General features: G+C 41.1%; 13 protein-coding genes. 10 read left to right on the forward strand and 3 right to left on the reverse strand.

From position 1 onward, the window contains the following. The first annotated feature begins 63 nt into the window (after window positions 1–63). A complete protein-coding gene (locus KO525_RS19140) occupies window positions 64–984 on the forward strand; it encodes an ExeA family protein (protein ID WP_215965439.1) in 921 nt (306 codons plus the stop codon). Window positions 985–988: 4 nt separating this feature from the next. Next, window positions 989–1,927, forward strand: coding sequence for a general secretion pathway protein GspB (locus KO525_RS19145; RefSeq protein WP_215965440.1), 939 nt, complete (start codon window positions 989–991; stop codon window positions 1,925–1,927). Window positions 1,928–2,043: 116 nt separating this feature from the next. Here KO525_RS19145 and KO525_RS19150 read toward each other — a convergent pair whose 3' ends face one another. After that, on the reverse strand, window positions 2,044–3,210 hold the full coding sequence (locus KO525_RS19150) for an HD-GYP domain-containing protein (protein ID WP_215965441.1): 1,167 nt from the start codon (window positions 3,208–3,210) through the stop codon (window positions 2,044–2,046). Between the two features lie 16 nt (window positions 3,211–3,226). Continuing rightward, on the reverse strand, window positions 3,227–4,435 hold the full coding sequence (locus KO525_RS19155; RefSeq protein WP_215965442.1) for an HD-GYP domain-containing protein: 1,209 nt from the start codon (window positions 4,433–4,435) through the stop codon (window positions 3,227–3,229). 192 nt (window positions 4,436–4,627) lie between these two features. On the opposite strand from KO525_RS19155, the gene hisS reads away from it, so the two are divergent. From hisS to KO525_RS19195, 8 genes are all read left to right on the forward strand, one after another. Next, a complete protein-coding gene (gene hisS / locus KO525_RS19160) occupies window positions 4,628–5,911 on the forward strand; it encodes a histidine--tRNA ligase (RefSeq protein WP_215965443.1) in 1,284 nt (427 codons plus the stop codon). 44 nt (window positions 5,912–5,955) lie between these two features. Next, window positions 5,956–6,594, forward strand: a complete 639-nt coding sequence (locus KO525_RS19165; RefSeq protein ID WP_215965444.1) for a tetratricopeptide repeat protein — start codon at window positions 5,956–5,958, stop codon at window positions 6,592–6,594. A 9-nt stretch (window positions 6,595–6,603) separates the two neighbouring features. Beyond that, on the forward strand, window positions 6,604–7,887 hold the full coding sequence (gene bamB, locus KO525_RS19170) for an outer membrane protein assembly factor BamB (RefSeq protein WP_215965445.1): 1,284 nt from the start codon (window positions 6,604–6,606) through the stop codon (window positions 7,885–7,887). A 110-nt stretch (window positions 7,888–7,997) separates the two neighbouring features. Then, entirely contained in the window at window positions 7,998–9,512 is a 1,515-nt protein-coding gene (gene der / locus KO525_RS19175; RefSeq protein WP_215965446.1) for a ribosome biogenesis GTPase Der, read from the forward strand. Between the two features lie 118 nt (window positions 9,513–9,630). After that, complete coding sequence (locus KO525_RS19180; RefSeq protein WP_215965447.1) at window positions 9,631–10,929, forward strand: peptidoglycan DD-metalloendopeptidase family protein; 1,299 nt, start codon at window positions 9,631–9,633, stop codon at window positions 10,927–10,929. Window positions 10,930–10,942: 13 nt separating this feature from the next. Beyond that, window positions 10,943–12,073 (forward strand): anhydro-N-acetylmuramic acid kinase, encoded by a 1,131-nt coding sequence (locus tag KO525_RS19185; RefSeq protein ID WP_215965448.1) that lies wholly within the window; start codon window positions 10,943–10,945, stop codon window positions 12,071–12,073. Window positions 12,074–12,094: 21 nt separating this feature from the next. Then, window positions 12,095–13,315: a GGDEF domain-containing protein gene (locus KO525_RS19190; protein ID WP_252736545.1), complete on the forward strand. Its 1,221-nt coding sequence runs from the start codon at window positions 12,095–12,097 to the stop codon at window positions 13,313–13,315. A 75-nt stretch (window positions 13,316–13,390) separates the two neighbouring features. Continuing rightward, window positions 13,391–14,143: an SDR family oxidoreductase gene (locus KO525_RS19195; protein ID WP_215965449.1), complete on the forward strand. Its 753-nt coding sequence runs from the start codon at window positions 13,391–13,393 to the stop codon at window positions 14,141–14,143. A 150-nt stretch (window positions 14,144–14,293) separates the two neighbouring features. Here KO525_RS19195 and KO525_RS19200 read toward each other — a convergent pair whose 3' ends face one another. Further along, on the reverse strand, window positions 14,294–15,802 hold the full coding sequence (locus tag KO525_RS19200; protein ID WP_215965450.1) for a tryptophan halogenase family protein: 1,509 nt from the start codon (window positions 15,800–15,802) through the stop codon (window positions 14,294–14,296). Window positions 15,803–15,894: the final 92 nt, after the last annotated feature.

Here is a 15,894-nt window from a genome sequence, read left to right on the forward strand (position 1 = left end):
TCATTGTGATCAAAATTCTATTTTCAACACGACAATCAATAATTAACCAGATTAACATTTATTATGTATTTACAACATTTTCACCTGTCGGCAGAACCATTTAATATCGCGCCAAATCCAAGCATGTTATTTCCAAGCGATCGTCATCAGGAAGCTATAGGCTATTTGCAGCATGGACTCGCAGGTAATGGCGGATTTGTTATGTTGACTGGAGAGGTTGGCACCGGAAAAACCATGGTCAGTCGAGCGGTTTTAGGGCAGTTAACAAACGATGTTAATGTCGCTTACATATTAAATCCAACGTTAAATAAATTACAATTATTACAAACGGTATGTGAAGCGTTTGAATTAACGATTAAGCATCAGGTCGACCACAAAGTATTATCGGATTTACTGCAGGACTTTTTGCTAAACCAATATAACAATGGAAAACGTTGCGTTTTGGTTATCGATGAGGCCCAGCATTTGTCTGTAGATGCATTGGAATTGTTACGGTTATTCACCAATATCGAAACCAATGAACGCAAGTTGTTACAGATCATTTTAATCGGGCAACCTGAGTTACAGGAAAAGCTAAACAAACGGGAACTGCGACAACTCGCACAACGCATTACCGCGCGTTATCATTTGTTACCGTTAACTGAATTTGAAACTTTTTTGTATATTAACCATCGAATAGCAACAGTTGGTGGCAATCGCCCTTTATTTGAAAAGCGGGCGATGAAACAAATATTTAAATTATCCGGTGGCACACCGAGAAAAATTAATTTATTGGCAGATAGAGCCTTGATGGGAGCATTTGCGCTGAATCAATCTCAAGTCAATTCTAAGATGGTAAAGCAAGCGGCGAACGAAGTGTTTGGTCAATACCAAAGCAACGATCCTAGTTCGAGCTTATTGACTAAAAATGTAACCACAGCATTATTTATTTCTACACTTGTACTTGCAGTCATCAGTACTGTGTTATTTGTGGGTAGGGCATAATAATATGAGTTTTTTATACAAAGCGTTGCTAAAAGATAGCGCTAAAAAAAATCAAAATGAACAGGTTAATTTAACCGGAAACCCGGCGCAGGCTTCAATGTTTGCCCAGCCACAAACGACCTCAATACCGGCGGCGATATGGGCTTTAATTGGCGGCCTGTTATTAATTATTGGCTTACTCGGTGGTTATCTGCTGGGACAGACGCCAACCAATATTGTTCATTCACAACAGGTGACAAATGAGGTTCGAGATACCGGAACCGCGAATGATAGTGTAACTAATAAAATTGCGAGTACAGATAGCTTAACAGCACAAAATGAGAACCAATCGGAAGTTGCATCGCAAGCTCCCACTGAGGTTACGGCTCAAACTCCAAGTGCGGATGTGAGTGTGACAGCTAATTCGGTTGATGTGGCAAACACGGCACAACCTGTTGTGCAGGAAGAGCCGATAAAACAAATAGAAATAGGCAAAAATGAACAAGGCCAGTTGGTTACGTCGGTTACCGACGCAGTAAATCAGGCCACAAACGCGCCGACTGAGCGACGACAAGATGCGCTGACAACGGCAAATGATAACGACTTGCCTATTGCCGAAGTATCGGAAGACCTTAGATCGCAGTTTGCCATGGCGGTGGAAGCAACGGAAGAATTACCACTTAACTCTTATTCAGAGGTTAATATCTCTACCGGCTCAAGTCTAATGAGTATTCACGAATTAAGTGACGCAGAAAAAGCGGGGATACCACCACTTTATTACGGTATGCATATTTTTGCGACTGATCCAAATGAGAGATGGGTTAAGATCAACAACCAAATTCTCAAAGAAGGTGACGACCTAATGCCGGGATTACGTTTATTGGAAATTCGTCAGGATTTAGTCGTTTGGGAAACTCATTTCATCCGCTTTATGCAAGAGGCATTAGATGACTTTGCTGGATGATTTAGGTTAGGGTATGTAACGGTTGAGTATTTCGTTTTTTGTTCATTTAAATGAAATACTCTCTGGGTGTTTTAAATACAATACTGACAAATTTGAGCAAATAGTTTTTATCTAAATCAAAGGTAGTTTTCAGCAAATATACCTATTTTATTTCCGTAAAATAGACCAGAAATGACTTCAGATGGATTGTTCGAAAGGTCAAGATTCTTTGCTTCAACATGATGCCCCATTTTATCGTTATAAATTACTTTAACATTTGGGTGAACACTTGAAATTCCACGGTCTAAAACCAAGCCAACTTTACCACTGCTTAATTTGACCAAAGTGCCCGGTGGGTAAACGCCGATACACTTAATAAATCGTTGTAACAACTCAAAGTCGAATTGCTTTTCGAGTTGTAACATTCGTCTAAATGCCTGCAATACACCATAAGGTTTACCGTTGTCACCAACCCGCGTCATGCGGTCAAATTCATCAATAATACAAAATAGGCGAACACCATCATTAAGATCGGTAAGTTTCTGACCGGTAGGGTAGCCAGAACCGTCTAAACGTTCATGGTGTTGTTCAATTATTTCGATGGTTTCTTGAGTTAAGCTACCAACAAATTCAGCGATATTAATGCCATTTTGAACGTGTTCAGGTTTAACAAATTCATCTTTCATCCGTTGCTGTTCGGTCAGGTCATGCATGTTCGGTTGTTGGATGGATTGTGACATCTGTAACTTGCCTATGTCATGTAACAAGGCACCAACTACCCAGTTTTGTGCAACGTCTGCAGGCCACTCTAAACTGCGTAAAGTGGCAGAAAAATAAGCCGCGCAGCGGAGTGCATGGCCAAGTTGAAAATCTTTGTAGTACGTTACCCGCACTAAGCTTAAAACCGCGGCAGAATTGCGGTAGCTAGATGAAATAAATTCCATCGCGGCAAAGTGCAATAATGTCGCATCAATTAAATCATTATGCCTAATTAACTCAAAGGCCTTACTCAATTCCTTTGTTAATCGGTTTACGGCTTTTTTTGCCGCGTCTAATTCTTGGTTAAAGGGGACATGGCCTAAATTGTCTTTAATGGATAGAGCGTCATCATTTTTGCTTTTAAGATGTTTCTCTTCGTTTATAACTACGGAAACAATACCCTTAGCAATAAGTTCATTAATTGCAATTTGCGTCCTAACCCAACCGGAAGCAGACACTCGCATATGCCCAAGTTGTTGAGAAATATCTACAACAAATTGACCAGGTTTGAGCTGGGTTACCGGGATTCGCTTTAAATTGGGCATTTAGTTCTTTCTTCCGTTAGGGTAGCAAAACTTGTTTGAAAAACTTTATCATATCGATGTTAAAATCGTCAGGTTTAACGCTACGTTCTATCTCATCATTTATATTCGAAGCGGACAAATTAACGACTCGAGGTTCTATATGGCTCTTGTTCGTTAAACTATAAAAAACGTTTACTTCTGGGCACAATGGATTAATAAAATTAGATTTAATTACAACGCCAAGTTTATTGCTTTTTAGTTTAACTAATGTGCCAATAGGATGGATCCCCATGCAACTAATAAATTCAGTGACTAGTTCTTCATCAAAAGAGTCACCACTTTCAGCTCTTAATATTTTGAATGCCGTTATTGGATTTCGCGCCTTTTGATAACAACGATCCGCAGTAATCGCGTCGTAGGTATCAACAATCGTTATCATTCTTGCATAGGAGCTCAGCTCATCTGCAATTTTAAAGTTTGGATAACCCGTACCGTCAAGTTTTTCGTGATGATCTCGAACAACTTCCAAGCTAATGGGGTCAAGTTCTCCCGACCGTTTCAGTACTTCATAACCTAACGTGACATGACTGCGCATGATGTCCATTTCTTCATCAGTTAGACGACTAGGTTTATTTAGAACAGAGTCTGGGATACCGATCTTACCTAAATCGTGCAGTAAAGCCCCGGTTGCCAACGCATGAATTACGTCTCGGTCTAATCCAAGGTGACGGGCAAAAATGGTCATTACAATTGAGACATTGACTGAATGTTCGATAAGGTAACTATCTTTCTCACGCATTCTTGTCATACACGCAAGCGCATCTTGATTTCGAAATACAGAGTCGATAAATCCGTCAGCGACTTCTTTCATGGCGACGGTATCAATCGGCTTGCCAGCCTTCATATTGTCAAAAGCTTGCAACTGAATGTTCTTTGCAGTGCTATATAGTGTTGCGGCACGGCCTAGCTCTTGTGTAAAACCAGCGGTTGGGGTTTTATCGACTCTTTTAAGATTATTGTCAGGTACGACAGGTTCTAATTCTGGAAGAGGTTCGCGTTGTTTTGGTTGCAACGTTTTGGCTAAATCGACAATAACTCGTTCTACTTTTTTGTCCTTGAGCATGTCAATTGCACGCTGAGTTCGAACATAACCCTGAGACTTAATTTTTACTTTACCCGCTTGTTGTGTAACTTCGACCACAAACATGCCGAGTTTTAGATTTGAAATTGAAATTTCTTTCTTCATATGAATATTTTTTATTTTTATTTTTATATTTTTGTTAATTATCTTTAAATTAGCAGAACATTTGCGAAAACCCCATGCAAATAATCAAATTATAGGTGATTTGCAACATATAACCGAGCTTGGCAATTTACCTTGACCAATAAAGTCCCTATAATGCGAGCCTATTTTTATACAAACGGGTATTTTTAAGACGTGTCTAAACCTATTCAAGCCATTCGCGGTATGAACGATTGTTTACCAAATGAAACAGCACAGTGGCAGCAAGTTGAAGAAGTTATCAGGAAAACAGTAGCCAGCTATGGATACTCAGAAATTCGTTTTCCAATTGTTGAGTTTACCGACTTATTTAAACGGTCTGTCGGCGAAGTAACAGACATCGTTGAAAAAGAAATGTATACCTTTGAAGACCGCAATGGTGACTCTTTGAGTTTGCGTCCGGAAGGCACAGCAGTATGTGTTCGGGCGGCAAATCAAGGCGCATTATTATACAACCAGCAACAACGTTTATGGTATCAAGGTCCAATGTTCCGTCACGAGCGTCCACAAAAAGGTCGCTATCGTCAATTCCACCAATTTGGTGTTGAAGCGTACGGGTTTGAAGGTCCAGACATGGATGCTGAAGTTATTATGCTTTCAGCTCGCTTATGGCAAGCATTTGGTATTACTGAGCATTTACGCTTAGAGATAAACTCACTTGGTTCTAATGAAGCGCGAGCAGACTATATTCGTGCGTTAGTAGAGTATTTAGAGCAACATAAAGACAAGTTAGATGAAGACAGTTTACGCCGACTCGGAACTAATCCGATGCGTATCCTCGACAGCAAAAATCCGGATGTACAGGCGGTTTTAGAAGCTGCACCTGTGCTGTCTGAATACTTAGATGAAGAATCAAAAACCATGTTCGTCGAGTTGCAACAACGACTTGACGCTGTGGGAATTAAATACGTCATTAATGAAAAATTAGTGCGCGGCTTAGATTATTACAATCGTACCGTGTTTGAATGGGTCACTGAGAGCTTAGGTTCACAAGGTACCGTTTTAGCGGGTGGTCGATACGATGGCTTAGTTGAGCAACTTGGTGGTAAAGCAACCCCAGGTGTTGGCTTTGCCATGGGAATTGAAAGGTTTGTATTATTATTGCAAACTCTTGACGTTTTAAAGGAACCAACTTCAACAGCTGATGTCTATATGGTCGCAGCTGGCGCAGGAACCGATATGAAATCGGTTGAACTTGCAGAAGTGTTGCGAACTGAAGTTGACGGTATTCGTGTTGTTAGCCATTGCGGCGGCGGAAACTTTAAGAAACAAATGAAACGGGCCGACAAAGTTGGTGCCAGTCTTGCCATTATTTTAGGTGAAGACGAACTGAATAATAAGCAGGTTACGGTGAAAAACCTACGTCAACATGGCGAGCAAGAAACCGTAGCTTGGGAACAATTAGCAGCACGTGTAAGTGCGATTCTTGAATTAGATTGAGAGCGAGCTCACGTAGCCGCTGTAGTACAAAATAAGAGGTTGTAATGGAAATTTACTCTACAGAAGAACAACAAGTCGAAGCAATTAAGAAGTATTGGCACGACAATGGTACTCAAATTATCGTAGGTGCACTTTTAGGTTTAGGTGGCTTTTTTGCTTGGAATCAATATGTAGATTCTAAAATAGAAGCGCAAGAAGCAGCATCAGCGGCTTATGACCAATTTATTGAAAAGTCGGATTCAGCGGACGCAAATTTATCTAGCGAACTACAACAGTTTGTTGATGCTCATGGTGAATCGGGTTATGCCATCTTTGTTAATTTAGTGGCTGCGAGAAAATCAGTTGAAGATAACAAATTTGAACAAGCGTTGTCTGAATTGTCAGCAGCAGCAAAGTTAACAACTGATCAAACGTTGAGCGGTCTAATCGCGACTCGTATTGCCCGTGTAAACATTGAGCTTAAGCAATATGATGCAGCGTTAACGACACTGAATGCAATTAAAGACGAAGGTTATAAATCTCGTGTTGCAGAATTGAAAGGCGATGTTTATCTTGCACAAGGCAACGCCGACAAAGCGCGTGTAGAATATCAAGCAGCTGCAGATGCAGGTGGTTTGACAGGTAACACGTTGTTAAAAATGAAATTGGATGATCTTGCACTTTCTTCTGAAGTTAAGGGCTAGTACGCACTTATGGCAATATTATCAAACAGCCTATTGAGGCATTACAATCCACTTAAAATCGTTGCAACGGCTGTTTGTGTTGCTTCGTTATTAGTTGGTTGTGAAAGCACTGAAGAAAACGAAGAGCTTCGTATAGCCGAACTTAAACCGTTTAACATTACACGTCATGTGGAAGTTGAATGGCGCGAACATCCGGGAGATGGGGTTGAAAATTACTTTAGTAATTTACGTCCAGCGGTAACGGAAGATCGTATTTTCACGGCGAGCCGTGATGGCGAAGTGATTGCATTGTCTGCTAAAGATGGTGACGAAATTTGGCGCACAGACACACGGAAAAAACCACCTACATGGTGGACTAAAATTCGTATGAAATCTGTACCAAGTGCGAAGTTAAGTGGCGGTATCACTGCGGCTTATAACAATCTCTATATTGGTACTGAGAACGGTGATGTAATTGCCTTAAGCCAAGAAACTGGCGAAGTGCTTTGGCAGACCCGAGTGACTGGTGAAGTTATTGCAGCACCAGGCTGGGGAGAGGGTTGGATAACCGTTTCTACGACATCGGGACATGTGTCTGCTTTACATCCTGACTCTGGTGAAATTCGTTGGGAAGCTGAAACTGACACTCCGGCACTGACCTTGCGTGGTACTTCTACACCTTCGGTTACCGGTGGTGGTGTTTTAGTTGGTACTGCAACTGGTAAATTAAAAGTCTTTATTTTAGATGGTGGCATTCCTGCGTGGGAAGCCGTTATTGGCAAGTCAAAAGGCACGACAGAGCTTGAGAAGCTAATTGATGCGGACAGTCAGCCAATCGTTGCTAATCAAGTGGCCTATGCAGTTGCATACAATGGCAACCTTGCTGCTGTAGATGTTTTGTCTGGGCGTATTTTGTGGCAACGTGAATATTCGTCTTATCGTAATTTAACATATGACAATGACATGTTGTATTTGACTGAAGCGAAGGGAAATATCGTTGCAGTAGATGCAAAAAACGGTATTGAAAAATGGACTCAATCTGAATTTTATAATCGCCGTTTAACTCAACCTGTAGTCTACAAAGACACATTAGTTGTGGGCGACTATGAAGGCTACTTTCACTTTGTCGATAAAAAGACGGGTGAGTTAGTCTCTAGATTTAAGTTAGACGACATCGATTATTCAGCTGTACGTTGGTTTATTAGCTGGTTTACGTCGGAAGACCGAACAGCTTATACAGCACCAGTGGTACGCGGTGATTTATTATATATCCAAACTCGAGATGGCGAAGTTACAGCATTACGACTACCGTAATAGTAAGCCATTGATATTTGGGCTTTGCTGTTCAATTTGAACTGCAGAGCCTTTTTTGTTTTTAGAATTATCAGTTTTGGCATTGTGCCAAACAAATTTGAGGTAAACCCATGCTTCCTGTGGTGGCACTAGTTGGACGACCAAACGTCGGAAAATCAACCCTATTTAACCGTCTGACAAAAACACGCGATGCGCTTGTCGCAGATTTTCCTGGCTTAACTCGTGATAGACGTTACGGCCAAGCTGCGCATATGGAAAGCAACTTTATTGTAGTTGATACCGGTGGTATAGACGGCACAGAAGAAGGGATTGACGTCGAAATGGCTGAGCAGTCGCTGATTGCGATTGAAGAAGCTGACGTTGTGTTATTTATGGTTGACGCTCGAGCTGGATTAACCGCTGCAGATCAAGCAATTGCTGAGCATTTACGTAAGAAAAATAAACCTACTTTTATCGCTGCCAACAAAATTGATGGCATCGACGGCGATTCGTATAGCGCTGAATTTTACGGATTAGCAATGGGTGATGTATATCAAATCGCCGCCGCCCATGGACGCGGTATTTCGCAATTGTTAGATCTTGCATTAATGCCAATTGTCGAACGCCTTGCAAACGAATTTGAAGAGCAAATGGGCCTTATCGATGCGTCGGCTGTTGAGTCTGGTGATTATGAGTTTGCTGAACCTGAGTATGACGAAAATGGCGAAATCATTGATACTAATGATGAAGACGCTATCCCGTTTGAAGACCTCCCTATTAAATTTGCAATTATTGGTCGCCCGAATGTAGGTAAGTCAACGCTGACTAACCGTATGTTAGGTGAAGAACGTGTTGTTGTTTATGATATGCCTGGCACGACTCGTGATTCAGTTTATATACCAATGGCCCGAAATGACCAAGATTACGTGATAATTGATACCGCAGGGGTTCGTCGACGTGGACGTATTACTCAATCTGTTGAAAAATTCTCTGTGGTCAAAACGCTGCAAGCAATTGAAGATGCAAACGTTGTATTGTTGCTATTAGATGCCCGTGAAGGTATTTCAGATCAAGATCTCAGTTTATTAGGCTTTGCGTTAAATGCGGGTCGTTCAATTGTTATTGCCGTGAATAAGTGGGATGGCTTAGATAAAAGTGACAAAGAAGAAGTTAAACGCGAACTTGATCGCCGCTTAGGATTCATCGACTTTGCACGACTTCACTTTATCTCTGCATTGCATGGTACTGGGGTTGGTCATTTGTATGAATCAATTGATGAAGCGTATAAAAGTGCGACTAAACGTATTTCGACATCAATGGTGACTCGCATCATGAAAATGGCGCAGGATGACCATCAGCCACCAATGATCCGTGGCCGTCGTATTAAGCTTAAATATGCCCATGCCGGTGGTTATAATCCACCGCGGATCGTTATCCACGGCAACCAAGTAAAAGACTTGCCTGACAGCTACAAACGCTATCTTATGAATTATTATCGTAAAGCCCTAGATGTAATGGGGACACCGATAAAAATTGAGTTTAGAGAAGGTGAAAACCCGTTTGAAGATAAAAAACCGAAAGCAAAAACTTTGTCGCAACAGAGACAAGCGGGCGGATTTATTAAACGTCACAGCAGAAGAACTTAATTTTGACGTGATTTGGTTTGGATCCGCTACGTAAAGTGGTTGGATCCAAATCATTGAAGTGCTATTCTCAAGGCACTTTGGTACATGTGAGAGTACATTTCATTTAGAAATGTGAGTTATGAAACAGTTATTAGAAACGTTCCCGAATCCCCATAAATACATTTTGGCTGCAGTCGCATCTATTTTAGCGATTGTTCTTTTATTGCCCTCTGAATCTGCTGTTGCGTCTAAACCTGCTCATGCAGTTGTTGCGAATTATGCTTCACTCGCCGTTGGTAAAGAATATCCTTTGCCGCTAGAGCTGAAAAATATCAGCACTGAAGTTGAATTTGAGACTTATCAAAAACACGTTGAAATTCGTAATGGTGATTCATTAGCGACTATTTTTAAACGTGAAAAACTTCCCCAGAAAACCATGTTGGCAATTGTCCGTTCAGGTGACGTTGCGAATAACTTTACCAAATTAGTGGTTGGTAAAGAGCTCACCTTTGAATTTGATCAAGATGATCAATTTATTGCCCTATATTATCCTCTCGACGCAATACGTACCCTGTCGTCTAAACTGACCGATGAGGGTGGTTTTGTTGCGACGATAGAAGATAAAGAAATTGTTACGACGGAGCGTTATTTTGAAGGCCATATCGCTTCTAACTTTTGGAATGCTGGAACTGCCGCAGGCTTGACAGATAACCTCATTATGAATCTTGCTAATGTATTTGCTTGGGATGTGGATTTTGCGTTAGATATACGCGAAGGTGATAAATTTTATACCCTAGTTGAAGAGATATATGTAGACGGTGAATTTGCCGGTTTTGGCGATATTCTCGCAGCAGAATTTGTGAATCAAGACGATACATTCACTGCGGTTCGATATACCGATGGTCGTTATTATACGCCAGACGGTGATAGTATGCGTAAAGCTTTTTTACGTGCGCCTGTCAGCTTTAAATATATTAGTTCTAACTTTACCAATCGTCGCTACCACCCAGTGCAAAAGCGTTATAAAGCACACCGTGGCGTTGATTATGCCGCAAGTACAGGGACACCTGTTGTTGCCGCTGGTGACGGTAAAGTTATCCGTTCAGGCTATGACAAATTTAATGGTCATCATGTTTTTGTTGAACATGGCGGCGGTATAACCACTAAGTACATTCACTTCTCTAAGCGAAAAGTGAAGACCGGCCAACGAGTTAAGCAAGGCCAGTTGATTGGACTAGTCGGTAGCACCGGATTGGCCGCTGGTCCGCATTTACATTACGAATTTTTAGTTAACGGTACTCACCGTAATCCTAGAACTGTGTCATTACCAAAAGCAAATCCAATTGCAGGTAAAGAAAAACCGTTATTTTTAAGCTTTGCATCTGAACGTCTTGGTCGTTTAAACCACAGTAAAAATTTGCTGCTGGCAATGCGCTAATATAGACGGCCAAATGATTGCGCCTGAGTATTACATTGGTTTAATGTCCGGCACCAGTTTAGATGGTGTCGATGGCGCTTTGGTAGCGATTAGCGCTCATGATTCAAATTCAGTTGATGTTAAACTACTTCAAAGTATTGAAATACCGATCCCATCAGAACTGACCAATACATTATCTTTGTTGTGCCACGCCGACGAATTTAATCTAACAAGGTTATTTAAAACTGAAGTACAGTTAGCACACTTATTTGCAGATGCCGTAATCCAGCTACTTGCAGAAAGTGAATTGAACGCATCTGATATAAAAGCGATAGGCTGCCACGGCATAACCATTAGGCATTTTCCGAATTCTCCAACGTATTTTTCAAAGCAAATTGGTGACGGCAGTAAGTTGGCCGCGTTGACTAAAATAGACGTCGTGAATGATTTTCGAATGGCGGATGTCGCTGTTGGTGGTCAAGGTGCACCATTAGTTCCCCCTTTTCATCGTGCGGTATTTAACAATCTTGAGCAAACCGCCGTGGTTAATTTGGGCGGGATTGCCAATATCACACTAACCGATGCTACCGGTCGTTTAATCGGTTTTGATACTGGTCCGGCTAATACATTATTAGACAAGTGGTGTTTTCAGCATACCGGTAGCCGTTATGATAAAAATGGTGAATGGGCGGCAACGGGGAAGGTAAATAGGCAACTTTTAGCGTTGTGTTTATCCGATCCATATTTTCTAAAATTACCCCCAAAAAGTACAGGCAAAGAGCACTTCAATTTGCCCTGGCTAGAACGATTAATCTCAATTGTTGAAGAGGAAAATGCGCCATTATTGCCGCAGGATGTGCAGGCAACTTTGCTCGCCTTGACGATTCAGGCAATCAAAATCAGCTTAGAACCAAAATTTAATATTAAACAATTGATCGTCTGTGGCGGTGGTGTGCATAATACTCATCTTATGGCTGAGTTAGTGAATAATCTTCCTAATACGTTGGTAACATCAAGTTTAGAATTTGGTGTATGCCCTGACTCTTTAGAAGCCATGGCGTTCGCTTGGTTGGCGTATTGCCGAGTAAACAATATTGAAAGTAACTCACCAAGCGTCACCGGCGCGGCTAATGCCAAAGTATTGGGTGCCTGGTACCAAAAATAATAATAATGGGTAGAACTAAGTTTGAAGTATAATATTTCTGCATTTTTTAAAGCGGTTGCGTTTCCAAGTCTGATCTTTTGTAGCGTAATTTTTGCAGTTGCAATGCAATGGGTTGACTTGTCAGCTTGGCAGGGGATCATATTACAAACACCTTTTTTATTGTTTGTAGCCACAATCATTTTGGCCCTGCGTTTCAATCAAACTCGCATTATCTATATCGTCCTATTTTTAATGATCGGCTGGGCAACAATAGCCAAAATTGACGACTTTCAAAACCTTCGTTTACATTCAAGTTTGTTTTTTATTAGTCAATTGGCCGTTATTTGTTTGTTTAGTTTTGATCAGAATAAAGCTGTCTGGGGTCGTCATGGTCTAGGTCGGTTACTATTGTTATTTATCGTTTTCCTAATCAATTATCGTTTTAACCAATCGATTACACTTAATCAAATTTTAGAATTTAAATTTGTCACCTTGTCATCAACCGCAAATCTTTCTGAAACATTTCAAGTTGATATGTTGGTAGTGACTATTGGCTTAATCGTGTTGTTTGCGCGCCAATTAGTAAAACCAAACCAAATGAATGCGAATTTGTGGGCAATAGCATTTGGTTTAACGATAATGCATTTTGGTAAGTTTGATAGTCAAATTCAGATGATCTGCTACATACTATTTGGTGTGCTTTTGATCCACGCCGTGTTATCGGATTCTTACCAGATGGCATTTTCGGATGAGTTGACCGGTTTGGCTGCACGTCGAGCATTATTGCAGTCGTCAATTTCATTGGGTAAAAAATATACATTGGCAATGTTAGATGTAGACCATTTTAAGAAGTTTAATGACACTTATGGGCACGATGTTGGCGACCAAGTATTGCGACTCGTGGCGAGTAAACTCGATGAAGTTAAAGGCGGTGGCAAGGCTTATCGCTATGGTGGCGAAGAATTTACCATCGTATTCCCAAACAAATCGGTCAACTATGCAATTCCATTTTTAGAACAGGTTCGTGAGAATATCGCAAATTATCAAATGGCTATCCGCAATGATGACCGTCCTGAAGAACCTCAAGACGGTAAAAGTAAGCGTAAGAAAAACGCCGGTGGTACAAAATTTGTAAATGTCACAATTAGTATTGGCGTAGCCGAACGTGAAGGTGAGCTGAAAGATTTTGACCAGGTTTTAAAGCAATCTGACGAAGCCCTTTACCGAGCCAAACAGGCAGGGCGTAATTGCTTAGCTGAATAGCTTTCATCGTTATGCGCGGATCTATTGTTTTTGAGGTTAAGGCTTAAAATCGACAAATCGTTGAAAAGGTTAACTATGGATAATCAGAAAGTTGCACTTATCACCGGTGGTGGTCGAGGTATTGGCGCGGCGACCGCAAAGTTGTTTGCTCAACACGGCTATGCAGTTTGCATTAATTACAAATCAAATAGTAAAGCCGCCACGAGTCTTGCCAAAGAAATTACTGCTGAGGGCGGATACTGCATAACAGTTCAAGCCGATGTAGCTAACGAAGCTGATGTATTACGACTGTTTTCCACCATCGACGATAAGTTTGGTCCGCTAAGTGTCTTAGTTAATAATGCTGCAGTTTTACAAACTCAAAGTCGATTAGTTGATATGAGCGCTGAACGAATTAATACAGTTCTTGTTAATAATGTGACAAGTGCATTTTTATGTTGTCGAGAAGCGATAAAACGTATGTCGACCGCTAATGGCGGTGCAGGCGGCGCGATAGTCAATGTATCTTCTGGGGCTGCACGCAGTGGCTCTCCAAATGAATATATTGATTACGCCGCATCTAAAGGAGCCATTGATACTTTAACCAAAGGATTGTCATTAGAAGTTGCGGATGAGGGCATTCGAGTTAATTGTGTCCGGCCTGGACTTATCTATACGGACATGCACACCGATGGCGGTGAACCAACAAGAGTCGATAGGTTAAAAACTAAAATACCACTTAAACGAGGTGGGTTGCCAATTGAAGTCGCCGAGGCGATCTACTGGTTAGCTTCTGACAGTTCATCGTTTTCAACAGGGACCTTTGTTGATGTCACCGGAGGTATGTAAAGCTATTTGAAGTAATTCAAATAGCTTATTGAGCATTACGGTTCAAGTCTATAAATAGACTCAAAATCGAGTCTAAAAGCTAATATAAAAGCTAATCAAAATTAACATAGGCGCTATCAACACCGGTGTAAAATAAGGCGAATACAATCGTTAATCAGCCGGAATATGACGCCAATGTTTGGCTAAATACATTTCATGGCTCAAACTGTTTGCCGCCGTTGCTTTAAGATTTTTTTCTATTCCGTCTAATGTTCTTGTCAAATCAAACTGAGTTTTTCCAGCCATAATCGGGGCAACAGCCTGTGGTAAAATACCTTGCCCTGTTAATACCGCTAGCCAGTTATCTTGCTTAAACAGTTCTTTGTCGTGGGCAACTAAATGCCCATGTTGCTTAAATAAGTCAATTTTACGTTGTAATGACGCTGGAATATCCATTTCTTGGCAACGTTGCCAGTATGGGCTGTCATTACGTTCTGTGGCTTTGTAATGCAAAATAATAAAGTCTCGCAGATGTTCATATTCTTTTTGCGTTTCTTGGTTAAATTCATCCTGCAATAAAGGTGAACATGAATTGTCTGGAAACAATCTAACAAGTCGCATAATAGCGCTTTGTATTAAATGCAGGCTGGTAGATTCAAGTGGCTCTAAAAATCCAGCTGAAAGCCCAATAGCGATACAGTTATGTTGCCAACTTTTTGTTCTTCGACCGGTTTTAAATTTGATAACATTTGGCTCAGTTAAGAGTGGGCCATCAATTGCTGAGGTCAGTGTGGTTAATGCTTCGTCATCACTCATGTAATCGCTGCTGTAGACATTTCCATTACCCATGCGAGTCTGTAGTGGAATTCGCCATTGCCAGCCTGCATGGTGAGCTATAGAGCGTGTATAGGGCGATATACTTGTCATATGAGCCGATTGAACTGCAATTGCACGGTCATTAAATAAATGTTCTCCCCAATCTTCAAATTCAACACCCAATGTATCACCAAGTAATATGGCGCGTTGGCCGCTGCAGTCGACAAAAAAATCGCCATCAACTTGTTGCTCAGTCGCCAAAGTAACCGATTCAATATGTTGGTTAACAGAGTTGCTGACGACATTAACCACTTTGCCTTCAATGCGATTAACCCCGAGTTTTTCTGCGAATGCTCTAAGAAACTTCGCGTATAGACCTGCGTCAAAATGATAAGCATAGTCAAAGTTATAACTTAATGATTTAGGGTCAGTGCTCGGTAACATAAATTTGTTGTTGCTTGCTAACTGCCACGCCATTGAAAACTCTTGCAGCTCACGTTTGTCACCATTGAGTTTTGCCTGCAGCCAGAAGTAAGGGAACGGCATGTAGTCAAAGTCAGTAGCAAATGAACCAAACGGATGCATATATTTGTGGTTTTGTGTCCGCCAGTTTTCAAACTCAATCGCTAATTTTATGCTGCCGTTACAAAATTTAATAAACTCGGATTCATTTATTCCTAAAAGAGCGTTAAATCGTTTGATTGGTGGAATGGTGGCTTCGCCAACACCGATAGTGCCAATTTCTTCAGATTCAATTAATGTGATGTTGACCGAGCTGTTCAGTTGTTTAGCTAACATCGCGGCTGTCATCCATCCCGCTGATCCACCGCCAACAATTACGACATTTTTTATAAGACTGTTCATAGTGTTTGTTTTTCGACTTTACCTGACAGAAGTAGATTAATTAACATAACGTAAATATCGTGTCCCGAAAATAAAAACTGCCGCAGAAGCGG

This window comes from Psychrosphaera sp. B3R10 (assembly GCF_018861025.1).
GTDB classification, from domain to species: Bacteria; Pseudomonadota; Gammaproteobacteria; order Enterobacterales; family Alteromonadaceae; genus Psychrosphaera; species Psychrosphaera algicola.

Bases quoted from the DNA above. Each gene is read 5' to 3' on its own strand.
- KO525_RS19145 (WP_215965440.1), top strand. From the start codon at position 989: ATGAGTTTTTTATACAAAGCGTTGCTAAAAGATAGCGCTAAAAAAAAT.
- KO525_RS19140 (WP_215965439.1), top strand. From the start codon at position 64: ATGTATTTACAACATTTTCACCTGTCGGCAGAACCATTTAATATCGCG.
- KO525_RS19155 (WP_215965442.1), bottom strand. From the start codon at position 4,435: ATGAAGAAAGAAATTTCAATTTCAAATCTAAAACTCGGCATGTTTGTG.
- KO525_RS19180 (WP_215965447.1), top strand. From the start codon at position 9,631: ATGAAACAGTTATTAGAAACGTTCCCGAATCCCCATAAATACATTTTG.
- KO525_RS19185 (WP_215965448.1), top strand. From the start codon at position 10,943: ATGATTGCGCCTGAGTATTACATTGGTTTAATGTCCGGCACCAGTTTA.
- KO525_RS19195 (WP_215965449.1), top strand. From the start codon at position 13,391: ATGGATAATCAGAAAGTTGCACTTATCACCGGTGGTGGTCGAGGTATT.
- bamB (WP_215965445.1), top strand. From the start codon at position 6,604: ATGGCAATATTATCAAACAGCCTATTGAGGCATTACAATCCACTTAAA.
- KO525_RS19165 (WP_215965444.1), top strand. From the start codon at position 5,956: ATGGAAATTTACTCTACAGAAGAACAACAAGTCGAAGCAATTAAGAAG.
- der (WP_215965446.1), top strand. From the start codon at position 7,998: ATGCTTCCTGTGGTGGCACTAGTTGGACGACCAAACGTCGGAAAATCA.
- KO525_RS19150 (WP_215965441.1), bottom strand. From the start codon at position 3,210: ATGCCCAATTTAAAGCGAATCCCGGTAACCCAGCTCAAACCTGGTCAA.
- KO525_RS19200 (WP_215965450.1), bottom strand. From the start codon at position 15,802: ATGAACAGTCTTATAAAAAATGTCGTAATTGTTGGCGGTGGATCAGCG.